This window comes from Fructilactobacillus sp. X2R5C2 (genome assembly GCF_059901375.1).
In genome coordinates this window covers 1-23232 of sequence record NZ_JBWXUX010000004.1, presented here as the reverse complement: position 1 = coordinate 23232, position 23232 = coordinate 1, and the positions used below count along the sequence as shown (strand labels likewise).

20 protein-coding genes are annotated in these 23232 nt (G+C 39.8%); 18 read left to right on the top strand and 2 right to left on the bottom strand.

Going from position 1 to position 23232, the window contains the following annotated elements; genetic code table 11:
* The first annotated feature begins 103 nt into the window (after positions 1–103).
* The 6 genes from AC6UD2_RS05630 (at position 104) to AC6UD2_RS05605 (ending at position 5959) form a co-directional block, all read left to right on the top strand.
* Positions 104–892 carry a hypothetical protein gene (locus AC6UD2_RS05630; protein ID WP_500698275.1) on the top strand — a complete coding sequence of 263 codons (789 nt, stop codon included), beginning with the start codon at positions 104–106 and terminating at the stop codon, positions 890–892.
* Positions 893–971: 79 nt separating this feature from the next.
* Positions 972–2348, top strand: a complete 1377-nt coding sequence (locus AC6UD2_RS05625) for a UDP-N-acetylmuramoyl-tripeptide--D-alanyl-D-alanine ligase (RefSeq protein WP_500698274.1) — start codon at positions 972–974, stop codon at positions 2346–2348.
* A 179-nt stretch (positions 2349–2527) separates the two neighbouring features.
* Positions 2528–4018 carry a degradosome RNA helicase CshA gene (gene cshA / locus AC6UD2_RS05620; protein ID WP_039144966.1) on the top strand — a complete coding sequence of 497 codons (1491 nt, stop codon included), beginning with the start codon at positions 2528–2530 and terminating at the stop codon, positions 4016–4018.
* 112 nt (positions 4019–4130) lie between these two features.
* A complete protein-coding gene (alr, locus tag AC6UD2_RS05615; RefSeq protein ID WP_500698273.1) occupies positions 4131–5273 on the top strand; it encodes an alanine racemase in 1143 nt (380 codons plus the stop codon).
* A 24-nt stretch (positions 5274–5297) separates the two neighbouring features.
* Complete coding sequence (locus AC6UD2_RS05610; RefSeq protein WP_039144963.1) at positions 5298–5561, top strand: hypothetical protein; 264 nt, start codon at positions 5298–5300, stop codon at positions 5559–5561.
* A 26-nt stretch (positions 5562–5587) separates the two neighbouring features.
* Positions 5588–5959: a type II toxin-antitoxin system PemK/MazF family toxin gene (locus tag AC6UD2_RS05605; RefSeq protein ID WP_039144961.1), complete on the top strand. Its 372-nt coding sequence runs from the start codon at positions 5588–5590 to the stop codon at positions 5957–5959.
* Positions 5960–6011: 52 nt separating this feature from the next.
* On the opposite strand, the gene cbpA is transcribed toward AC6UD2_RS05605, so the two are convergent.
* Positions 6012–6683, bottom strand: coding sequence for a cyclic di-AMP binding protein CbpA (gene cbpA / locus AC6UD2_RS05600; protein WP_010022834.1), 672 nt, complete (start codon positions 6681–6683; stop codon positions 6012–6014).
* 101 nt (positions 6684–6784) lie between these two features.
* The gene (locus AC6UD2_RS05595) at positions 6785–7738 is read right to left on the bottom strand and encodes an L-lactate dehydrogenase (RefSeq protein WP_010022833.1); all 954 of its coding nucleotides are present in this window, start codon (positions 7736–7738) and stop codon (positions 6785–6787) included.
* A gap of 200 nt (positions 7739–7938) precedes the next feature.
* Between AC6UD2_RS05595 and pth the strand changes: the two genes are divergently transcribed.
* The 12 genes from pth to lysS all read left to right on the top strand — a co-directional run bounded on the left by pth (position 7939) and on the right by lysS (position 22708).
* Positions 7939–8496, top strand: coding sequence for an aminoacyl-tRNA hydrolase (gene pth / locus AC6UD2_RS05590; protein WP_500698377.1), 558 nt, complete (start codon positions 7939–7941; stop codon positions 8494–8496).
* 32 nt (positions 8497–8528) lie between these two features.
* Positions 8529–12068, top strand: a complete 3540-nt coding sequence (gene mfd / locus AC6UD2_RS05585) for a transcription-repair coupling factor (RefSeq protein WP_500698272.1) — start codon at positions 8529–8531, stop codon at positions 12066–12068.
* Complete coding sequence (locus AC6UD2_RS05580; protein ID WP_500698271.1) at positions 12049–13620, top strand: putative polysaccharide biosynthesis protein; 1572 nt, start codon at positions 12049–12051, stop codon at positions 13618–13620. Before mfd ends, AC6UD2_RS05580 begins: the two co-directional genes overlap by 20 nt.
* On the top strand, positions 13617–13904 hold the full coding sequence (locus AC6UD2_RS05575; RefSeq protein ID WP_039144956.1) for an RNA-binding S4 domain-containing protein: 288 nt from the start codon (positions 13617–13619) through the stop codon (positions 13902–13904). The genes AC6UD2_RS05580 and AC6UD2_RS05575 overlap by 4 nt, the downstream gene beginning before the upstream one ends.
* A gap of 75 nt (positions 13905–13979) precedes the next feature.
* Positions 13980–14360: an FtsB family cell division protein gene (locus AC6UD2_RS05570; protein WP_500698270.1), complete on the top strand. Its 381-nt coding sequence runs from the start codon at positions 13980–13982 to the stop codon at positions 14358–14360.
* An 89-nt stretch (positions 14361–14449) separates the two neighbouring features.
* A complete protein-coding gene (locus tag AC6UD2_RS05565) occupies positions 14450–14932 on the top strand; it encodes a S1 domain-containing RNA-binding protein (RefSeq protein WP_010022826.1) in 483 nt (160 codons plus the stop codon).
* Between the two features lie 50 nt (positions 14933–14982).
* Positions 14983–16368 carry a tRNA lysidine(34) synthetase TilS gene (gene tilS, locus AC6UD2_RS05560; protein WP_500698269.1) on the top strand — a complete coding sequence of 462 codons (1386 nt, stop codon included), beginning with the start codon at positions 14983–14985 and terminating at the stop codon, positions 16366–16368.
* Complete coding sequence (gene hpt, locus AC6UD2_RS05555) at positions 16361–16900, top strand: hypoxanthine phosphoribosyltransferase (protein ID WP_500698268.1); 540 nt, start codon at positions 16361–16363, stop codon at positions 16898–16900. Before tilS ends, hpt begins: the two co-directional genes overlap by 8 nt.
* A gap of 75 nt (positions 16901–16975) precedes the next feature.
* Complete coding sequence (ftsH, locus tag AC6UD2_RS05550; protein ID WP_500698267.1) at positions 16976–19078, top strand: ATP-dependent zinc metalloprotease FtsH; 2103 nt, start codon at positions 16976–16978, stop codon at positions 19076–19078.
* A 58-nt stretch (positions 19079–19136) separates the two neighbouring features.
* On the top strand, positions 19137–20030 hold the full coding sequence (gene hslO / locus AC6UD2_RS05545; protein WP_500698266.1) for an Hsp33 family molecular chaperone HslO: 894 nt from the start codon (positions 19137–19139) through the stop codon (positions 20028–20030).
* Positions 20031–20123: 93 nt separating this feature from the next.
* Positions 20124–21122 carry a tRNA dihydrouridine synthase DusB gene (gene dusB / locus AC6UD2_RS05540; RefSeq protein ID WP_500698265.1) on the top strand — a complete coding sequence of 333 codons (999 nt, stop codon included), beginning with the start codon at positions 20124–20126 and terminating at the stop codon, positions 21120–21122.
* Positions 21123–21178: 56 nt separating this feature from the next.
* Positions 21179–22708 carry a lysine--tRNA ligase gene (gene lysS / locus AC6UD2_RS05535; RefSeq protein ID WP_010022815.1) on the top strand — a complete coding sequence of 510 codons (1530 nt, stop codon included), beginning with the start codon at positions 21179–21181 and terminating at the stop codon, positions 22706–22708.
* The last annotated feature ends 524 nt before the right edge of the window (positions 22709–23232 follow it).

Genomic DNA, 23232 nt, shown 5'->3' with positions numbered 1-23232 from the left:
AAAGAACGGAAATTATAACGTAGGAAAGGATCACGAGTTGGAAATGGTTGTTAAAAGTCTCGTTTACAATGAAGGGAGTATGAAAGTATTGGAGTAGAAGAATATGTTAACTAATACAGTGTATTTCCAAGTTAATCCAGTTAAGAATTTTGCTTGCAGCTGGGGCATTCTTCCCTCGGATTTTTTAAATGGAATTAAAAATGAACCACAAAACATTATTTTATTGAATGATGACTACCAAAACGCAAATGATTTTAATATGTCGACTAAGTTTGACCTAATTGCTGGGGAAAATGAGATTAGAGAATACATGATTGATAATCGAACCAGTACGAAAAAGTGGGTTGATTTTAAAAGTAAAGAGGATCTGGATTCTTTAAGTGAAGACGAGATTGCTGATTTGTTGTATTTGAGTCACATGGGGATGCCCATGACGGGAATCAGCCCGTTTTCAGCTAAGATTAATAATCAATTTGTTTTCTTGAGTGATTCAACTGGTTTTACCAAGGTTTATCTCCGTCGCTTCAATGAAATTAATCAAATTTTAGCCGTTTGTCTGAAACGTCACTTAAAGGAACAATGGAACAAGAGACGAGTGTTTGTGAAGTCAATCCCCTTTAAAGACGTGGATCTTCAGACACTAACGAAGTTATTAAAATTAGGTATTACCGGGGTGATCATTCCTTGTGATATGGTAGAAATAGAAAAGCCGAAACTGGAAATTCCCTTAATGAGGCATCGAAAACAATCGCCACGGGTGATCTGGAACTCTGAGGCCCAGCTACGTGCCGGAACTGAGAAAGTGGGTCAGATCACGTATGATATTTCCACTCAGACGTGGGAATTGCGCAAGGATGTTGATGATGAGGGAGAATTAAACGATTTGGTTTAAGCGAACCGAATCGCTTTTTTGCTGGACTTTTTCTGATATACTTTAAATGCATTTAGATCGAATTAATAGGAGTTTTGTTATGAAAATGAACCTTTTAGAGATTGCCAAAGCCGTCAACGGCGACTTGAATTCAAAAAAATATGAAAATGTGGATGTGACGGGCGTTTCGTTTGATAGTCGGAAGCTAAAGCCAAACAACCTGTTTGTGCCACTTACGGGGAAACATGATGGCCATGACTTCATTGCAAGTGCCATTGAAAACGGCGCTAGTGCAACCTTTTGGAATAAGAGTAGAAGTGAGGACGCGCCAAAGGGATTCCCAGTTATCTTAGTTGATGACACTTTGAAAGCTCTTCAAGACTTGAGTAGTCATTACTTAAATAAGATTAATCCGAAGGTGGTTGCCATTACGGGAAGTAATGGTAAAACTACCACTAAGGATATGATTGCTTCCATTCTTGCCACCCAGTTTAATGTATGCAAAACGCATGCGAACTTTAATAATGAGATTGGGGTTCCCATCACCATTCTTTCCATGGAATCGAACACTGAATACTTGGTGGTTGAAATGGGGATGGATAGACCGGGTCAGCTCGACTTCTTGAGTAAACTGGTGAAGCCTGATATCGCTGTCATTACGATGATTGGAGAGGCCCACATTGAGTTCTTTGGTACCCGTGATAAGATTGCGGACGCTAAGATGGAAATCACCCATGGTTTAAGACCTGACGGGGTGTTTGTCTATGATGGGGATGAACCATTATTAAATGAACGCGCTAAAGCACTCGATGTTGAAAAATTAACCTTTGGAAGAAAAGATACTAATGATATTTATCCAAAGGACGTGTTTGATGGTGATCACGAGACCACGTTTAAGACCAACAAACTTGGCAACATGAAGTTCACCATTCCGTTAATTGGTGATTACAATGTTAATAATGCCCTAGCTGCGATTGAAGTCGGTGAGTTAGCTGAGATTTTACCAGCCAACATGCGTGGAGCGTTAGATCATACGAATTTTACTAACAATCGAACGGAATGGGTTAAAGGTGCAAACGGTGAGATGATTTTGAGCGACGTTTATAATTCGAACCCATCCGCTTTAAAGGCGGTGCTAAAGGCCTTTCAGGATACTCATCTGGATGGAAAACGAGTTGCCGTTTTGGGTGACATGCTCGAATTAGGCGATCATGCTCAAGAAATGCATGAGGGAATTTCAGATGCCATTAATCCCCAATTGATTCAGCAAGTTTATCTGGTTGGACCGCTGATGAAGTCATTATATAAAATGTTACAAAAAAAATATCCAAATCAAAATAACCTCCATTATTACGCAACCGATCAACTGGATCAACTAGCTAAAGACTTAGACCCCCAGTTATCTACTGGTGATGAGGTCTTGCTCAAAGGGAGTCACGGGATTCACTTAGAACAAGTTTTAAAAGCATTAGAATAGTTTTGCTTAGCGGTTTTGATTTGTGAAATTTGGTTAAATGGTGTAATATATTTTAGACACGTAATCGCTGAAGTATTTAGAAATAAGTGTGGATCAGATAACTTGCGCACTACGGGAAACGGATTTTTCTCAAGCAAATTATTGAATCCACAGTTGTTGTTTCAATAGGAGGAACACATTTGAAGTTTAAAGATTTAGGACTATCAGATAGTCTACTAAAAGCCATTGAGAAATCAGGCTTTGATGAACCCACTCCAATCCAAGCCCAAACAATTCCATTATTGCTTAAGGGTCAGGATGTGATTGGACAGGCTCAAACTGGAACCGGGAAAACGGCTGCGTTTGCCCTTCCAATTCTACAAGAGATCGATCTGAACAATCCAGACGTTCAGGCCCTTGTCATTTCACCAACTAGAGAACTAGCAATTCAGACCCAAAAAGAGATGCAACGACTCGGTGGGGTTGAAGGAGCTCGAGTTCAGGTTGTTTATGGTGGTTCTGACATCCGTCAACAGATTAGAGATTTGAAGAAGAAACCACAGATTGTGGTAGGAACTCCAGGACGGATTCTTGATCACATTAATCGTCGTACTTTAAAGCTTGGTCACGTTAAGTACCTTGTTTTGGATGAAGCGGATGAAATGCTTAACATGGGTTTCTTAGATGATATCGAGAGTATCATCAAGAACATTCCAAGTGATCGACAAACTTTGCTTTTCTCAGCAACGATGCCAGCTCCCATTAAGCGAGTTGGGGTTCAGTTCATGAGGGATCCAAAGCAGATTACCGTTAAGTCTAAGGAATTAACCACTGATTTAGTTGATCAATACTACGTTAAAGTAAAGGACAATGAGAAGTTTGATACGATGACACGTTTGTTTGACGTTCAAACTCCCAAAGTTACCATCGTTTTTTGTCGAACTAAGCGTCGAGTTGATGAAGTTTCCAAGGGACTAATTGCACGAGGATATCGTGCTGCCGGCCTTCATGGTGATTTAACTCAGAAGCGTCGTACTCAAATTATGAATGAGTTCAAGAACGACAAAATTAATTACTTAGTTGCAACCGATGTTGCTGCTAGAGGAATTGATGTTTCAGGAGTAACTTACGTTTATAACTTTGATATTCCTCAGGATCCTGAGAGTTATGTCCATCGAATTGGACGAACTGGTCGTGCCGGTCATCATGGTACTTCCGTTACTTTTGTAACCCCCAACGAAATGAGTTACCTTCGTGGGATTGAAAAGTTGACCAAGGTGAGAATGTTACCTTTGAAGCCACCTTCAGAGGATGAAGCACTTGCTGGACAGTTAAAGTTTGCAGAAAATGATATTGAGAAACTGGTTCAAAAGACTGATACAGCCAAGTTTGAACGAGTTGCTAAAAAGTTACTTGAAAAGTATGACAGTGTTGATTTAGTATCGGCATTGTTAAATGACATGACAAGAGATCAAGTTAAGGTTCATATTACTGCTGAAAAACCACTCAAGAATCATGGTGGATTCGGCGGACACCGTGGTGGTGGTTATCACGGAAAACGTAATGATCGCAACAGTCACAAACGATTTGGTAATCGTCGTGGTGGACATGACTCTAGACGTCATGATTCACGAGGACGTAACGGTGGAAATCACGGTAAATCAAAGGGTTTCGTCATTAAGAATAAGTAGAAAAAAGAGAACCACGAGTGGTTCTCTTTTTGTTTAGAAAATTAATTTGTTAAGTGCTATAATAATCATCAAAGAATAATTAGATAGTACTTTATTCAAGGAAGTATACGTTATGGCAGTGGGAAAAAACCGAAATGCACAACTAGTGATTGACGAAGATGCTATTTTTCATAATATTAGTGAAGAGCGGAAACGCTTAGACTCGAAATCGGATTTATTTATGGTCGTTAAAGCCAATGCTTACGGTCATGGAGCGGTTCAGGTTGCCGGAATTGCTAAGGCAGCTGGAGCAACTGGCTTTTGTGTTGCAATCTTGGACGAGGCCATTCAGCTCAGAGAAGCGGGCTTTGTTTCAGAGCCGATTCTCGTTTTAGGGCTTTCTGATCTGAGCAACGTCCCATTAATCTCGAAGTACAACGTTTCAGTCACGGTTAGTTCAGTCGATTGGATCAAGCAGGCAGCTGAATTAGCCCAAAAGTTGGGACTTAAAAACAAGATTAGGGTTCATTTAGCTCTAGATACGGGAATGGGACGAATCGGACTACAAACCGTTTCTGAAGTTAAAGATGCAATAGTTGAGTTGAAGCGAACTAGCGAGTATATTGATTTTGAGGGAGTTTTTACTCATTTTTCCACTGCAGATAGCACTGATGATGATTACTTTCAGTATCAGTTAGACAATTTTAATGAATTGATGACTGCAATTCCTGAGAAACCGCGCTATGTTCATGTGGCTAACTCGGCCACTAGTATGTGGCACAAGGCAGCGGGGGGAAACATGGTCCGTTTTGGAGTGGCTGGCTATGGTTTAAATCCGTCTGGGGTTGCGATTGCGTCGCCATTTAAGTTGGAACCTGCCATGAGCTTCACGAGCGAATTAATTTACGTGAAGGAGGTTCAGAGCGGTCGTTCAATTGGATACGGGGCAACTTATACATCCGATTCAAGGGAGTGGATTGGAACGGTTCCTGTTGGCTATGCGGACGGTGTTCGCCGCTCGATGCAGGGATTTTCAGTTCTTGTGGATGGTCAGTATTGTCCCATCGTTGGTAGAGTATGTATGGATCAACTAATGGTTAGGTTACCTTACAAGATGCCGATCGGAACTAAGGTTACTTTGGTTGGAACCGATCACGATCATACCATTACTTTACAGGACGTTGCTGACTATTGTCATACCATTCATTATGAGATTGCATGTGAGTATTCTAGCCGTTTACCACGTGTTTATCGGTCAAGTGATCATCTGAAGTAAATATTTGTAAGAGGGAGTATCTCCATGATATACAAATACGTGATTAATCCTATCTGGATCCAGAAAAATGAAGAATATTCCACCAAACGGGGACTTTCTTTTGACAACCACAAGATTGCCATGAGTTGTGACTCATTTGATAAAGACCCTCTAATTAATTCTTTGATTTATGGCTACTCAGTCATGGCCAACTTAAATTCGCTAATCGTCGATGAGTATTCTCCGTGCGAAGATGAAGTATCTAAGCGGTTATTCGATGACTATGAGAACGAAAAGTCACGACTGTAAGTTTATTTATGCGGAAGGAATAGTCTATGGAAAACGTTGAGATTAAACGTGGCGATATTTTCTATGCAGACTTATCTCCAGTCGTTGGTTCTGAACAAGGTGGGATGCGCCCTGTGTTGGTAGTGCAAAATAACGTGGGAAATCACTATAGTCCCACTGTGATTGTGGCTGCTATTACAGCTCGAATTACAAAGCCCAAGATGCCTACGCACGTGGGCATTACACCTCAGAACGCCGGAATTGAGAAGAGTTCGGTGATTCTGTTAGAACAAATTAGGACAATTGATAAGCAGCGTCTTAAAGATCATGTCACCCATTTAAGTAAAGATATCATGAGAAAAGTTGATGCTGGTCTCAGCCTAAGTCTGGGACTCAGCCGGAGCACACACGAAGTCTGATGATACATAATATAAAAAGGAACGTGGAATAATTCCACGTTCCTTTTTATATCTAATTTTCTTCAATGGGGGTTTCTTTGGACTCCTGTTTTAAATCTTCTACTTCGGGAACCTTGAAGCCCTTGCGCTCAAGGGCGGCAATGATCCGATTCAAACGTTCCTTGGTAACTTTAGAAGGAAGGGTAAACATGGTCCGATAAATTGTTTTGCCAGTTCGATCTACTGAATCCAGACTTATAACACTGGAAATGGCAGTGTACCTAGTAATAATGTGGGCCATCTCTTCTAGATCACCCCGTTCACCAGGTGAAATTACAGAGATTACGTAGCTTCCAAACTTTACGTTCCAAGACTGAGATAAACTTTCCATCAGTTTGGTGTGGGTTAAGATTCCGTAGAAATCATTGAACTCGTCTAAAATGGCAATGTACGGGAGATCTTTGATCGTAAAGAAGACCTTAAAAAAGGCGGAATTCAGGTTAACGAACTTGGTTTCGTTCCGAATTAGCGTCATCACCGAGTCGGACATTTTGCCGCCGTCAGCTTCATGTTTGTAGATGTGCATTCGATAAATATTTCCCTTAAATGCCTTGTGAGTGGCATCTAAGACGGGGATACAACGAAAATGGTTCTTTTCCATTAATTTCAATGCAGTGTCAAGATCAGTGTTTTCGTCCACAGTGATCAAGTCGCTCTTAGGTTTAACTAAAGATTGCAAAATCATGGCTAAGGCTCCTCACGTAAGTAATATTTAATTAATACTAACACAAAATAACTGAGAGCATAAAAAAACAGACATAAATGTCTGCTTTTTAAAATTAAATTTTAAAGATCGATTGTCTTCATACCCTTATCAATTGTTTCTTTAAGTGTCTTAGCAGAAGCGCTCATCTTATCTTTTTCGTCATCACTTAGTGGAACTTCAAGAACCTTAGCAACTCCGGAAGCATTGACGATGGCTGGGGTACCGATATAAATGTCGGATAAACCGTATTGTCCATCAACTGGAGCACCAATTGGAAGGACGGTGTTTTCATCTCTTAAGATGGCTTTTGAGATTCTCATCAAAGCAGTTCCAACTCCGTAGAAAGTAGCACCCTTCTTGTTGATGATTTCGTAAGCCTTGTTTCTGGTTTCGTCTTCCATCTTCAACAGGTCGTCTTTGGTAACACCATTTTTCTTAGCGAATTCAACCAATGGAACATTTCCGATTGAAGCTTCGTCGATGTCAGCAAATTCAGAGTCACCATGTTCACCCATTACGTAAGCATTGATGCTTTGAGGGTTAACGTTTAGTTTCTTACCAACAGCAACTTGGAAACGTGAGGTATCAAGTGAAGTACCTGAACCAAAGACCTTGTTTCTAGGGAAACCAGAAATCTTTTGGGTTGCATAAGTCAAAATGTCAACTGGGTTGGCAGCAACTAAGAAAATTCCATCAAAACCAGAATCAACTACTGGTTTAACGATGGTAGTCAAGATTTTTAAGTTCTTGTTAACAAGGTCAAGTCTAGTTTCACCAGGCTTTTGTGGTGCACCAGCAGTGATAACCACTAAGTCAGCGTCTTTACAGTCGCTGTAGTCACCAGAGTAGATCTTCTTTGGAGAAGTGAAGGGTTGGGCATCTTCAAGATCCAATGCGTCTCCTTCAGTTCGGTTCTTGTCAATATCAACAACTACAAATTCTTCGGCGATACCTTGTTGCATCATTGCGAATGCATATGATGAACCAACGGCACCATCACCGACTAAAACAACTTTTTCATGTTTTTCAGCCATAATATTTCTCCCTCTTGAAATTAGTTTGTTCACAAACTAATTATATCATGAACGAATTTAATTATACAGAACCTTATGTTAAGTGGTGGCGTATCAAATCAAATCGTTAATTTATTATGATACAATAAACATGATTAAGCCGAGTGAATATTCATTTCGGCCATTTTGCGTTAATTAGAAGTAAATGGGAGACATTAATGATGAAAATAATTGTGGGACTAGGCAATGTCGGTTCTGAATTCGATGGAACCAGACATAATACCGGATTTATGGTAGTTGATCAGTTTGCGGATCAAAACGGCATTGAGATTAACAAGCAAAAGTTAGATGCCATGTACGGAACCGGAATTGTAAATGGCGAAAAAGTCATGGTCGTTAAACCAACCACCATGATGAATGACTCTGGAAGGGCCGTTCATCCCTTGATGCAGTTTTACAAGTTGGATTTAGACGACCTAGTGATTGTGTACGATGACATGGATCTCCCAGTTGGTCGCATTCGCTTACGAAATCATGGTTCTGCTGGTGGACATAACGGAATTAAAAGTATGATTGCTCACCTGGGAACCGACCAGTTTAACCGAATTAAAGTGGGAACCAGCCATCCCAAACGCGAGAGTGTCGTTAATTATGTATTAGGTAAATTTAGTTTAGAACAGCGTGCTCCGTTTGGTGAAGCCAAGGATCATGCGGTGAAAGCACTGAACGAGTGGGTTTCTGGAACCGACTTTAGTAAATTAGAAAATCAGTTTAATTAATCCGTATTAATAAATAGAGAGGGGATGAGTTTTTGAAGCTAGATGAGACACTTAAGGAAATGCCACAATATGAGAAGATTAGTTCCAAGCTTGATCCAGATACCAAGCAGCTAATTACTGGAACTAGTGGTTCCGCTCGGACTCTACTCTTAAAGCAATTAATTAATGATAAGCAAAAACCAACGATTTACGTTACCGATACGATGAATCATGCGGATCAAATGACCGAGTCTTTTAATGATGTCATGGATTCAGACCAAGTCTTTGAGTTTCCTGCTGAAGAGTTAGTGGCAGCGGAGATTGCGACGAGTTCACCCCAATATCGAGCTCAGCGAGTTCGGGCATTAAATGCGCTTGAATCTGGAAAACCGGTCGTAGTAATTGTTTCAACGGCGGGGTTAAAACGTTATTTACCTGAGCCAGTTAGTTTTAATCAAGCCCAATTACATGCTCAGGTGGGTGACGATTTGGATCTTGAAAAGATCCAGCAAGAGTTAGTCCAGATGGGTTACGAAAGAAAAAACATGGTAGCCGCTCCTGGTGAGTTCGCTAATCGGGGATCCATTTTGGATATTTATCCGTTAAACTCGGATTATCCCGTTCGAATTGACTTCTTCGACACTGAAGTTGATTCAATGCGGTATTTTGATGCTGCAACGCAACGAAGTGTTAAAAACATCAACGAGATTAACGTGTTGCCGGCTTCCGATTTCTTGCCAAGTGAGGCGGACCGAAAGCATGGAATTAAGGAACTTCAAAAACGATTAGATCAGGCCATTAAGGATAATGGCAGTGATATCCTGGTTGATAACATTCAGCAGGTAATTGATGGACTAAAGGGAAAATCGATTGATCAAAAGTGGAGCGAGTATAGTCAGTTTATTTTTGAAAAAGAAACGTCAATTTTGGACTACCTGCCTGAAAATGGAATGGTCGTCTACGATGACTACAGTCGGGTTCGGGATGCTAATAAGCAACTTGAAAACGATGAAAAAAACTGGCGTGAGTCGATTGCAGACAATCATGAGTTGTTTTCCGATCAGAAGTTGTCATTAGACTTTAGGACGATTACTAGAAATGATCACCATGCCACACTCTTATTTTCTTTGTTTCAAAAGGGCTTAGGAAGGATGAAGCTTTCCGACATCATCGACATTAAAGTTCATCCCATGCAGCGTTTCTTTGGGCAAATGCCGATGTTTAAAGCTGAAATGCAGCGTTATCAAACCGAAAAACGGACCGTAGTAATTGCGGTTGGTGATGAAAAACGGGTTGAAAAAGTTTCTTCAACTTTAAACGATTTTGGAGTCGATGCCATTGAATCGACCACTGATAATATCATTAAGGGGAAAACCCAGATTGTGTCCGCTAATCTCAAGGATGGATTCGACCTTCCGGCTGCTAACCTGGCAGTTGTGTCAGAATCAGACATGTTTAAACGGGTTAACGAACAAAAAAAGAAGAAACGAGTAAGACGACAGACTTTTTCAAACGCAGAACGAATCAAGAGTTATACCGACTTGAAACCCGGGGACTACATTGTGCACGTGAACCACGGAATTGGTCGTTATGATGGTATGAAAACCATGGAAGTTGATGGTCGGCATCAGGACTACATGACCTTAACTTACCAAAAGGGTGCCAAAATTTACGTGCCGGTTGACCAATTAAATCTGGTTCAAAAATACGTTTCATCAGAAGATAAGCACCCTAAAATTAATAAACTTGGTGGTACCGAATGGGCAAAAACCAAACGTTCGGTTGCTTCAAAAGTAGAGGATATCGCCGATGATTTGGTGGATTTGTATGCCAAACGTGAGGCTGAATCCGGTTATGCTTTTCCGGTTGATGATCAATACCAGACTGAATTTGAACAGGCCTTTCCTTACACTGAAACCCCAGATCAAATTCGGAGCACGGATGAAATTAAAAAAGACATGGAAAGTCCACATCCAATGGATCGTTTATTAGTCGGAGACGTTGGCTATGGAAAGACCGAGGTTGCCCTAAGAGCTGCCTTTAAGGCGGTTGAAGCTGGAAAGCAGGTCGCTTTTCTAGTACCAACAACGGTCTTAGCTCAACAACATTATGAGACAATGATGGAACGTTTTGATGGTTTCCCGGTTAAAGTTGGAGTGTTGTCTCGATTTGATACCCCCAAGCAAACTCGTCAGACCATTCAAGATTTAAGGGATGGCAAGATTGACATTGTGGTTGGAACCCATCGTTTGCTTTCAAAAGACGTGAAGTTCAATGATCTAGGACTTCTCATTGTGGATGAAGAGCAACGCTTTGGGGTTAAGCACAAAGAAAAAATTAAGGAATTGAGGTCGAACGTTGATGTATTAACGTTGACGGCAACCCCGATTCCGCGAACGTTGAACATGTCGATGATGGGAGTCCGTGATCTTTCGGTCATTGAGACGCCGCCAGCTAATCGTTATCCAATTCAAACTTACGTGATGGAACAAAATGAAGGTTCCATCGTGGACGGAATCAGGCGTGAAATGCAACGGGGCGGTCAAGTCTTTTATCTGCATAACCGGGTCAAAGATATTGATCAAACGGTTGATAAACTGCAGACGTTACTACCGGATGCAAGAATTGCTTCCATTAATGGTCAGATGTCTGAAAATGAGATGGAAGGAATTCTGTACGATTTCGTAAACGGCGATTATGATGTATTGGTTACGACCACCATTATCGAAACGGGTGTTGATATTCCAAACGCTAACACTTTGTTCGTTGAAGACGCTGATCGCATGGGACTATCCCAACTTTATCAGATTCGGGGCCGGATTGGTCGTAGTAATCGAGTTGGGCAAGCCTACTTTATGTATCAGCCTAACAAGGTTTTGACTGAGGTTTCGGAGAATCGTTTGGAAGCCATTAAGGATTTCACCGAGTTGGGTTCTGGATTTAAGATGGCCATGCGGGATCTTTCCATTCGGGGAGCCGGCAACGTGCTTGGCAAACAGCAGCATGGTTTCATCAATTCGGTTGGTTATGATATGTACACTAAGATGTTATCTGATGCGGTTTCTAAGAAAAAGGGACAGCATCGGGTGGTTGAAAAATCGGATTCGAAGGTTGAACTTGGCATTGAAGCCTACCTGCCGTCAACCTACATTGAAGATCAACAACAGAAAATTGAATTGTATAAGCGGATTCGCCAGATGGACAGCGAAGATCAGTTCACGGAACTTCAAAGTGACTTAATTGATCGTTTTGGTGAGTATCCGGTTGAAGTTGCTAATTTACTTGAAATCGACCGAATCAAAATGTTGGCTGATTATGATTTGATTGAAAAAATTCGAAAGGATCAAAGCAATTTGATGGTAACCGTCAGTAAAACGGGAACCCAAAAGTTCACTAGTAAGGATATCCTAAAGGCCATTGCTGATACTGACTTTCGATCAGCCGTTAAGGTTGTGGACGGACGCTATCAGATTAAATTAGTGGTTCAACCAACGATGAAAGACAAAGATTGGTTAAGCCAGTTATATAAGTTTGTTAGTGGCTTAAGTAAAATCAGATTGGAACAAGAAGAGCATGAATCAAAAGACAAATAAGAAAATTATTAGCGGGACCTTGATTCTTTCCATTGCTGCCATTATTTCAAAGGTGCTGAGTGCGGTTTACCGCATCCCACTGGAAAACTTTGTTGGAAACGTTGGTTTCTACATTTATCAGCAGGTTTATCCGATCTATGGCATTGGAGTAGCATTTGCGTTGACTGGTCTGCCGGCTTTCATTTCGAAGCTGATTGTGGAACGAGACACGGAAGAAGCAAAGCAGACTTTGTTCTTTCAAATCATGGTAATTTTGACGATCATTGCAGTGGTGATCTTTGCCGGTCTCCAACTGTTTTCTTCTGAAATTGCCACTTTAATGGGAGATCTTGAACTAAAACCTGTGATTCAAGCAGTCAGCTGGATGTTCTTATTAATGCCACTGTTAGCTGACATTCGGGGATATTATCAGTCTTCGATGCAGATGATTCCGACGGCTACTTCTCAGGTAGTGGAGCAGGTAGTCCGGGTTGCCATGATTATCGTGGTTGCTTACCTAGCAGCTGCTCAACATTGGAACTTATATCACATGGGAACTTTAGCCATGCTATCAGCACCGGTAGCTGCCGTGTTTGCGGCCGTAATTTTGCTTGGTCAATCTCACCATCTTTTTCGGCATTTTCATTTGGCTGATTTAAAATTTAACTATGTGACTTTAACCAAGCAAATTGTCCTAGAGGGTGGTGTCTTAAGCATCCTAGCGGCTTTGATGGTTTTAATGCAGCTGGTGGATTCGTTTACAGTGAAAAACGGGCTAGTTGCTAGCGGATTAAGTAATCTCGTTGCCCAAACCCAGAAGGGGATCTATGATCGCGCACAACCCATTGTTCAGTTAGGATTGGTAATTGGAACGGCGATTTCGTCCACGATTCTTCCCCAGATGGCCTACTATTACCATACTGGAAAAGAAAAGTCCTTTAAGACCTTGGTAAAACATAGTATGCGGATTACACTGGTGGTAACGATGGCAGTTACCTTTGGATTAATTAGTATCATGCCTCAACTGAACCACCTTTTGTTCGGGAGTTATGATTTGGATCTGACCCTTGCCATTTATTGCCTCAGTATCCTGTTTGCAACGATGGTAACCGCATTTAATTCGGTTTTACAAAGTATCAATAACTTTAAGAGTACGGCAGTAGCGATTTTTGCTGGATTATTATGTAAGCTCGCTTTAACTAGAATATTTGTTGTTCACTTTGGAATTATGGGAGCCTCTTTATCAACCATCATTGCTTTAGCAGTGGTTCTTTTGGTTAACTGGTATACCAGTCCCAAGCAAGTTCATGAACATATCTTTAGGGTAGACTTTCTGATAAAAGTAGCGGCCATCAGTATAGTAATGATGATTGTGGTTGGATTACTAGGATGGTTACTTAATTATTATTTGGGTAATGGAAGTAGACTAATGGATATCGTTAAATTGATGGTGGTCATCCCAGCGGGAGCCATTGTGTTCCTAGGAATGTGCTTAAAGGGGAAAGTCCTCAGTGCTTCCGAATTAGAAATGATTCCGATTCTAAATCGATTTGTAGGAGATAAGATTAAATGAGAATTGATAAATTTTTGAAAATTGCACGAATTATAAAACGGCGTCCGATCGCTAAGAAAATTGCTGATCAGGGACGGGTCTTTGTAAATGGAGAACCAGCAAAATCTTCAAGTAAAGTTTCTGTTGGTGATCAGATTTTAATTAAATTTGGGAATAAGAATTTAACGGTAGAAGTTTTGCAATTGTTAGATACTACTAAAAAAGCTGATTCTGATACCATGTATAAAACAATCAGCGAAACATATGATCGTGATTATAAAGCAGAAAACGATGAATTAGAATAATTATTGTTAAATTAATATTATATTCTGGATTGGCTTGTGTTATTATGATCATATAAACTTGTGGAGGCATTTCTGATGAACAGAAATAATAATGTAGAGTATTTGAATTCTGCTTCAAGGAAAAATAAGGAAAATCAACAAAAGAATCGTCCTAAAGTTAATAAACGAACTAAACGTCTCATGGCGATCGTAGCGGTTTTTGCCGTGGTTATTATTGCACTTGGATGGCAAATTGTTGATGGAATGAATCAAATCCACGAAGTAAACGCCCAAATTACTGAAAAGCAACAGGATTATCGGGTGGAAAAACAAAAGGAAAAAGGGCTTAATGAACAGATTAAGCTGTTAAATAACAAGAATTATCTTCAGGAATTGATGCGAGCCAAATATTATTACACAAAACCGGGCGAAACAGTTTACAGTTTCCCACAGAATAGTAATATTGGTAATGAATAGAGGGTTACGATTGTGTAATCTTCTTTTATTTTACTTTGAAGTATTATGTTATAATTAACTCAACATTTATTAGGAGGAATGGCTTTTTTATGGCAATTAAGGTTGGAGAGAAAGTCACTGGAAAAGTTTCTGGAATTACTAATTTTGGAGCTTTTATTGATCTAGGCGATCACAAGACTGGATTGGTTCATATCAGTGAAGTTTCTGATGGTTACGTGAAGGATATTCATGATATTTTGTCTGTTGGCGATGAAGTGACCGTTAAGGTTTTGAGCATTGGGGATGACGGTAAGATCGGCTTATCAATCCGCAAGGCTTCCGATCATCCAGGCGAAGGATCACATTCACATCATGGTGAACATAATCATGATGAGCATTCACACCATGGACACGCAAATAATGGGAATCATGGACATCGTGGTGGCCACGACAATCGGAATGGCCATAAGGGTAAGAATGAAAGCTTTGATGACTTACTTTCAGATTTCATGAAAGAAAGTGAAAGTCGGATGTCCGTAATCAAAAAAAACACAGAAGGTAAACGCGGTGGCCGTGGTGGCCGTCGTAGTTAATGAACGAATAACTGAGCAATCTGCTCGGCTTTTTTGTTTTGGAGGTTAATTTGAATTTACAACGTCAAATTAATTCATTAATTAATAAGGAACACTGGTGGAATGAAGCTCAACCAGTTGTGGTTGGCGTGTCAACGGGGGTTGATTCCATGGTGTTATTGAACTTGTTGGAGCATTTACCTAAGCTGATAAGGCCTCGAATCATCGTTGCCCACGTTAATCATCATTTAAGAGAGCAAAGTACCATTGAAGAGCGGTTTATAACTGAATATTGTAGGAGCCATCACCTTGAGTTAATGGTTGGAAATTGGGACCATAATGACATTCATAGTGGAATCGAAGCCAAAGCACGTCAGTTTCGGTATCATTTTTTTACTAAGGTAATGGATGAAAAGGGTGCCACAATTCTTTTAACCGCTCACCAGGCCAATGACCAGGCTGAGACTGTCCTTATGAAACTGATTCGAAGTGGAAATTTAATGGAGTGCCAGGGAATTCAACCAAGTCGGCCGTTTCATAATGGTAAGATTATTCGACCAATGTTATCTTTCTCAAAAAATAATATTCGGGCTTATGCTCGTAGTCATGGGTTAGTTTGGTACGAAGATGAGACTAATTTTGGAGAAGAGGTTTTGCGAAACCGAATTCGGAACCAAATTTTACCGAACCTAATGAAAGAAAATCCTCAGGTAATATCCCATCTTGCTAATTTTGCTAAAAACTTACAGTCTGAGATTGCTGGGGCGGAAGAATTAGCCTCAACATTTTTGCAGCATCAAGATCTCAAGGTAAATAATGACCGAGTTATTGCTCGATCCGATTTAATTAAAACAGACCAACTACCAATTTTACTGCGAACGTTACTAAAGAAACTGACAACTTCAGTTACTCTTTCTGACAACCAAATTACAGAAATCATGACTTTAGTTAAAGATTTTGAAAAACCTCAAGGAAAATTGCAAATTTCAAATGCTTATTTTTTTGAAAAAAGTTATAATAGTATCATGTTTTTTAAGCAATCTCCTAACAATTACGATGAAGACCGTGATAAAAGTTCGTTTGTGGTAAAATTAAACACGTGGAACTACGATAATAATGGATTTAACTTTGGAATTTTTGATAAGAATCATGTTCCAAAGGGGAAATTCGATCGTGTTAGTTACTTCGATTTAGCGACTGCGCGATTTCCTTTATCTATAAGAAGTGGTCAACCGACTGATACCATTGAACTTAAAAATGGTGGACATCAAAGTTTAAGAAGATTGTTAATTAATCAAAAGGTTCCAAGTGAAAAACGGCGTCATGTCAAGGTGTTGGTAGATAGTAAGGAACAGGTTTTAGCAATCATTGGTTACAAAGAGAGTCGAAAGTCGTCGCCAGGTGCGACAAACGGGTATGAACTTTTAGTTACGCGAAAGGATGTAACAAATGAATGACGATATTGAGAGGGTTCTGTATAGTCAAGAAGACATTGCCGCTGCTGTAAAAAGATTGGGAAAACAGTTAAGTAATGATTATCGGGACAAAAAGCCACTAGTGGTTTGCGTACTTACTGGTGCTGTTTTATTTATGAGCGATATTATTCGTCAGATGGACATATACTTAGATATTGATTTTGTAGACGTTTCAAGTTATAAGGGTGGAACTGCCTCAACCGGAAAGGTAGAGCTCATCCGTGATCTTGACAGTGATGTTAGTGGTCGTGACATTATTTTTGTTGAAGATATTATTGATACGGGAAGAACCCTTCAATTTCTCGAAGATTTAGTTTCAGATCGAGGAGCTAACTCAATTAAAGTTTGTACCATTTTTGATAAACCCGAGGGACGGGTCGTTTCTGCTAAGGCAGATTACGTTGGATTTAATGTTCCAAATGAATTTATTGTGGGTTATGGACTTGATTACAAGGGTTTTTATCGTAATTTGCCATACATTGGAATTTTAAAACCTTCAATTTATTCGGCCTAAACGGTCGTTCATTTAAAGTAAAAGTGATAACATTCTATTTGTTATCTTTTCGAGAAATAAGATTGGGAGGCACAAATGAAAAATAATAAAAATGGGCTTTTTAAGAGTAGTCTATTTTATATCATCATCTTTGTGGTTGTCATGGGTGTTATTATGTTGGTCACTGGTGGTGGCGGATCACAAAGCACTCAAACTCAGGGAATTCGTTCAAGTCAATTTACTAATGATTTGCAGACGAATAAAGTCAAGAATTTCTCTGTTCAACCTTCTGGCGGTGTATATAAAATAACTGGTCAGTACAAGAAACCCCAAAATGTTAAGCAGAAGAATAATGGAATTCCGCTTAACTTTAGTAATGGAAAACTTACCAAGTCTAGTAACAATAACTACACTAAGGTAAATGGATTCACTACTAGTGTTTTAAAGAACGATTCATCCGTTAGTCAGATTACCAAGTTGGCTAACAAGAACAAGGTACCGATGAGTACCAAAGAAACACAATCGAATAGTTTTTGGTTGAACCTAGCCATCTCAGTTCTACCATTATTAATCTTCATCTATTTGTTCTACATTATGATGAAACAAGCTGGTGGAGCTGGCGGTGGTGCCGGTGGTGTCATGAAAGTCGGCAAGAGTCAGGCTAAGCCAGTCAAGAGTAGTGTTAAGTTTAGTGATGTTGCTGGTGAAGATGAAGAGAAACAAGAACTGGTTGAAGTTGTTGAATTCTTGAAGGATCCGAAGAAATTTACTAAACTTGGTGCCGTCATTCCCAAAGGTGTTTTACTTGAGGGACCTCCTGGTACCGGTAAGACCTTGCTAGCTAAAGCGGTTGCTGGTGAAGCAAATGTTCCATTCTATTCATTATCTGGATCAGATTTCGTTGAAATGTTTGTGGGTGTTGGTGCTAGCCGGGTTAGAGATTTATTTGCCCAAGCCAAGAAAAATGCACCAGCAATCATCTTTATTGATGAAATTGATGCCGTTGGACGAAAACGTGGATCCGGAATGGGCGGCGGTCACGATGAACGTGAACAAACCCTTAATCAACTATTAGTTGAAATGGATGGTTTTACAGGGAATGAAGGTGTCGTTGTCATTGCCGCAACTAACCGTTCTGATGTTCTTGATCCAGCTTTGACTCGTCCAGGTCGATTTGACCGTAAAATCTTAGTTGGTCAACCAGATGTTCGTGGTCGAGAGGCTATTTTAAAGGTTCATGCCAAAGGCAAGCCACTTGCTCCCGATGTTGATCTTCATGAAATTGCTAAACAAACTCCTGGATTTGTGGGAGCTGACTTAGCTAACTTACTAAATGAAGCCGCATTACTGGCAGCAAGAAATGGTGATAATCAAATTAATGCAGCCGATATGGATGAAGCTGAAGATCGAGTTATTGCCGGTCCTGCTAAGCGGAATAAGGTTATCAATGAACACGAACGTCAAATTGTGGCTAACCATGAAGCTGGTCATACCATTGTTGGATTAGTACTAAATGATGCTCGAGTTGTTCATAAAGTTACGATTGTTCCAAGAGGTCGTGCAGGTGGATATGCCATCATGCTACCAAAGGAAGATCAGCAATTAATTTCGAAGAAAAATGCTCAAGAACAACTTGCTGGATTAATGGGTGGTAGAACGGCTGAAGAAGTTGTCTTCCATTCAGAATCATCTGGAGCTTCCAATGACTTTGAACAAGCTACTAATCTTGCACGTGCCATGGTTACTCAGTACGGGATGAGTGATAAGATTGGAACCGTTGAACTTGAGAGTCCTAACCAAGATCCATATGCTGCACCTAAGTACTCACAGGAAACTGCAACCAAGATTGATGATGAAGTGAAATACTTTATTGATGAGGCTCACAGTGAAGCCAAGAAGATCATTGAGGGTCATCGTGAGCAGCATAAGGCCATTGCGGATGCACTTCTCAAGTACGAGACATTGGATGAAAAGGAAATCTTGAGTTTGTATAAGACTGGTAAGATGCCTGAACATTCAGAAAATAGTGACGAGTATCCAAGCGAAAATGAGACTTTCGAACAAGCTAAGAAAGCCATTGATGCAAAGGAACACGAACACGAAAAGAAACTTGAAAAGGAAATTGATCATTCTGAAGAGAAACACGATGAAAATCATGACAATTCAGATCACCCAAATTCTGATAATCAAGATCAATAAACAAAAAGAACGTTGGGATTATAACCCACGTTCTTTTTTAATATAAGGAGTGAATAAAATGAGTGATAAAAATGATGTATTAGTTAAAGCACTTACAAAGGACGGAATGTTTCGGGTTTACGGGTTAAATGCCACGGGAATCGTTAGTTACGTTCAAAAAATTCATGACACCTGGAGCACTTCAACCGCGGCATTAGGACGAACCATTGCGGCCACCTTGATGCTCTCGGCTTCTGTTTTGAAGGGAAAGGAAAGTATGACCGTTCGACTAAATGGCCAAGGTCCAGTTGGTGGAATGGTGATTGATGCGGATGCCAAGGGTCATATTAAGGGTTACATTCAAAACCCACACGTTAATCTTCCTTTAACTCAAGATGGCAAGATTGATGTTGCCAAGGGTGTTGGTAAGAATGGATTTCTAGAGGTTGTTAAAAACCAAGGAACCAGTGAGCCATATACTAGTGATGTTCCTCTTGCAAGTGGCAAAATTGGTGATGACTTTACCTTTTATCTCGCCAAGTCGGAACAAATCCCATCTGCTGTGGGTGTTTCCGTTGATATTGATGGAAAAAATAACGTTCAAAGTGCCGGCGGATACTTGATTCAAGTGATGCCTGGGGTTTCGGATGAGGCCATTGATAAATTAGAAAAGACCTTAAAAACGGCTCCTAGCATTTCATCGATGCTGGAAAAAGATCCCAATCCAGATCATATTTTAGATGAGTTGTTTGGTAAGGACCAGCTGGATATTGTTGATCATCTGCCCGTTGAATTTGTATGCAATTGTTCTAAGGAACGATTTGCCAAGGACATTGCTGGAATTGGGAAAAAGGATTTGCAACAATTAATTGATGAGGATCACGGAGCTCAGGTGGTATGTAATTTCTGTGGTAAAAAGTATGATTTTTCAGAAGATGAGCTTGTGGAAATGTTAAATAATAAAGATAAATGACACTACGGAGCGAGCTAGAGAGCGGTTCGCTCTTTTTTGTTTTAATATGGTATTATATAAAATGTTTGGAAACAATTTAGATGAGGTGAAAAAATGGAGTGGAAAATTGGTAATGTAACGATCCCAAATCAATTGGTTGTAGCTCCAATGGCTGGGGTTACTAACTCAGCTTTTAGAATTATTTGTAAAAAGTTCGGTGCCGGATTAGTGGTCTGCGAAATGATTTCTGATCGTGGAATTATGTACAATAACAAAAAAACGTTAAGCATGGTAAATGTTGATCCTAATGAGCACCCAATGAGTATTCAAATTTTTGGTGGAACTAAGGAGACCCTGGTGGAAGCGGCAAAGTTTATTGATCAAAAAACGGCTGCCGATATCATTGATATCAACATGGGGTGCCCGGTAAATAAGGTTGTAAAAACCGACGCGGGGGCCAAATGGTTACTTGATCCGGATAAAGTCTATGAAATGGTTTCGTACGTAACGGACGCGGTTCAAAAACCAGTGACCGTTAAAATGCGGACTGGTTGGGATGAAGATCATGTTTATGCCGTTCAAAATGCGTTAGCAGCTGAGGCTGCTGGAGCTTCTGCGGTTGCCATGCATGGACGTACTAGAAAGCAGATGTACACAGGTCACGCTAATTGGGAAATCCTAAAAGAAGTTGCTGATGCTTTGACCATTCCATTCATTGGAAATGGTGACGTTACGACCCCACAACAGGCAAAACAAATGATTGATGAAGTTGGTTGTGATGCGGTCATGATGGGGAGAGCTGTGGAAGGTAATCCATGGATTTTGAAGCAAACTGAGCGTTATTTGGAAACGGGTGAATTAATTCCCGAACCTAGTGTGGAAGAAAAGATTAATACTGCTAAAGAGCATTTGCATGGATTGGTTAAGATCAAAGGTGATTACGTTGGTCCGAGACAATTTAGGGGACAAGCTGTGTATTATTTAAAGGGAATTTCCCACTCCGCAAGAACGAAAGTTAAATTAAATAATGCGGAGTCTGAAGAAGAAATGGATCAGATCTTTGATGATTTTCTTGAAAAAGATGCAAAACGAAATGCGCGGAAAAATGCATAATATCGATGATTAATTATGTTATTATGAATGTAAGTTACTAGTTTGGGGGATTTGAATTGGCACAAGAGAAGAAAATGAACGACCAATTAAAAGTTCGTAGAGAGAAAATGCAAGAACTGAGGGATGAAGGAATTGATCCCTTTGGTCATGCCTTTAAGCCAACGTACTTGGCAAGGGATTTAGATAAAGAATTTAACCAGTATGATAAGGAAGAATTGGAGCAAAAAGACGTTAAAGCAACCATTGCTGGACGTATGGTGGCTAAACGTGGGAAAGGTAAGGTTGGCTTCGCTGACATTTTGGATCGTTCTGGTAAGATCCAGGTATACGTTCGTAAAGATGTTGTGGGTGAAGATCAATACCATATTTTTAAGCGAGCCGACATTGGAGACTTTCTTGGTTTCACTGGTGAAGTGATTAAGACAGACATGGGCCAATTAACGATTCGAGCAACCTCGATTACCTTTTTATCAAAGGCATTACGTCCACTTCCTGATAAATACCATGGGTTACAGAATAAAGAACAAAAATATCGTCAACGTTACCTTGATTTGATTTCTAATCGAGATAGTTTTGAACGTTTTCAAAAGCGTAGCAAAATTATTAAGGCGGTTAGAAACTTCTTAGACAACAAAATGGACTTTACTGAAGTTGAAACACCAGTTTTGCACACTTCAGCCGGTGGAGCTTCAGCTCGTCCGTTTGTTACTCACCATAATGCCTTAAATATTGATTTATACTTACGAATTGCACTCGAGCTTCATTTAAAACGTTTGATCGTTGGTGGCATGGGCCGTGTTTATGAAATTGGCCGTGTCTTTCGAAATGAAGGAATGGATAAGGAACACAATCCTGAATTCACAGAACTTGAGACTTATGCCGCATATTTTGATTTCCATGATGTAATGGATGAGACCGAGGGAATCTTTAGAGCAGCTGCAAAAGCCGTTAGTGATGATGGTAAGGTAACTTATCAAGGTGAAGAAGTTGACTTAAACCAAGAATTTGATCGAATTCATATGGTTGATGCCGTTAAGAAGTATACTGGTGTTGATTTCTGGCCTAAGATGTCAGACGAAGACGCTAAGAAATTGGCTGACGAGCATGGGGTTCACTATGAATCATATTGGAAAGTTGGTCATATCATTAATGCTTTCTTCGAACAGTTTGTTCAACCAAAATTAAAGAAACCAACCTTCGTTTATGGTCATCCGATTGAAATTTCTCCATTGGCAAAGAAAAATGCTGATGACCCAAGATTTACTGATCGTTTTGAATTATATATTTTGGGTAATGAGTACGCTAATGCTTTCTCAGAATTAAATGATCCAATTGATCAGCGTCAACGTTTCGAAGCACAGGCTAAGGAACGCGAAGAGGGTAATGATGAGGCTCAAGGAATTGATGAAGACTTTATTGAAGCTCTTGAGTATGGAATGCCACCAACAGGTGGACTAGGAATTGGGATTGATCGTTTGGTAATGCTCTTAACTGATGCACCATCAATTCGAGATGTTTTGTTATTCCCAACTATGAGACCAGAAGATAATACTGATAATCCGCAAAATGAGGATAAAAAGAAATAACTATAATATATAGTAGAATAAAAGAGCAATTGCGCTTCAAGTGCAATTGCTCTTTTTGTTTCATGGCCTTTGATTGAATAATGGCTATTTAGAGGGCTTGATGAAAGAAGTTAGTTGTGAAGTAGCTAAAAATAAAAAAGTTTGACCTTTTTTGACCAAAAGTGTTGACAAAGTATTTAAGCGCATGTATAGTAGTAAATGCTCAGTGAGAGAGATAAAGTGATTTGCTAATAATTAATAGTCACTGATTATGAACTGAATTAATTATTTTAATTGTATTTCTTGTGTTTGAGCTGAGAATATTGTATTATATTAATTGCTGTTTGAGTTTTGTAATTAAATGTTGAATTAAATAAATTTAAATTAATTGAGTTTATCTGTTGACATTCATCAATCAATGTAGTATAGTTATGTGTGTTACGTTGGTGATAACTAAACGGCAACAAGCAAGAGTAGATCTTTGAAAACTGAACAAGATTTTGATTACAAGTGTAAGGTAGTTTTAAGTGTACAAGCTTAAAATT

Bases quoted from the DNA above. Each gene is read 5' to 3' on its own strand.
- AC6UD2_RS05595 (WP_010022833.1), bottom strand. From the start codon at position 7,738: ATGGCTGAAAAACATGAAAAAGTTGTTTTAGTCGGTGATGGTGCCGTT.
- AC6UD2_RS05605 (WP_039144961.1), top strand. From the start codon at position 5,588: ATGGAAAACGTTGAGATTAAACGTGGCGATATTTTCTATGCAGACTTA.
- hpt (WP_500698268.1), top strand. From the start codon at position 16,361: ATGAATGACGATATTGAGAGGGTTCTGTATAGTCAAGAAGACATTGCC.
- AC6UD2_RS05630 (WP_500698275.1), top strand. From the start codon at position 104: ATGTTAACTAATACAGTGTATTTCCAAGTTAATCCAGTTAAGAATTTT.
- AC6UD2_RS05625 (WP_500698274.1), top strand. From the start codon at position 972: ATGAAAATGAACCTTTTAGAGATTGCCAAAGCCGTCAACGGCGACTTG.
- AC6UD2_RS05565 (WP_010022826.1), top strand. From the start codon at position 14,450: ATGGCAATTAAGGTTGGAGAGAAAGTCACTGGAAAAGTTTCTGGAATT.
- ftsH (WP_500698267.1), top strand. From the start codon at position 16,976: ATGAAAAATAATAAAAATGGGCTTTTTAAGAGTAGTCTATTTTATATC.
- AC6UD2_RS05575 (WP_039144956.1), top strand. From the start codon at position 13,617: ATGAGAATTGATAAATTTTTGAAAATTGCACGAATTATAAAACGGCGT.
- alr (WP_500698273.1), top strand. From the start codon at position 4,131: ATGGCAGTGGGAAAAAACCGAAATGCACAACTAGTGATTGACGAAGAT.
- pth (WP_500698377.1), top strand. From the start codon at position 7,939: ATGAAAATAATTGTGGGACTAGGCAATGTCGGTTCTGAATTCGATGGA.
- AC6UD2_RS05610 (WP_039144963.1), top strand. From the start codon at position 5,298: ATGATATACAAATACGTGATTAATCCTATCTGGATCCAGAAAAATGAA.
- AC6UD2_RS05570 (WP_500698270.1), top strand. From the start codon at position 13,980: ATGAACAGAAATAATAATGTAGAGTATTTGAATTCTGCTTCAAGGAAA.
- hslO (WP_500698266.1), top strand. From the start codon at position 19,137: ATGAGTGATAAAAATGATGTATTAGTTAAAGCACTTACAAAGGACGGA.
- AC6UD2_RS05580 (WP_500698271.1), top strand. From the start codon at position 12,049: ATGAATCAAAAGACAAATAAGAAAATTATTAGCGGGACCTTGATTCTT.
- dusB (WP_500698265.1), top strand. From the start codon at position 20,124: ATGGAGTGGAAAATTGGTAATGTAACGATCCCAAATCAATTGGTTGTA.
- cbpA (WP_010022834.1), bottom strand. From the start codon at position 6,683: ATGATTTTGCAATCTTTAGTTAAACCTAAGAGCGACTTGATCACTGTG.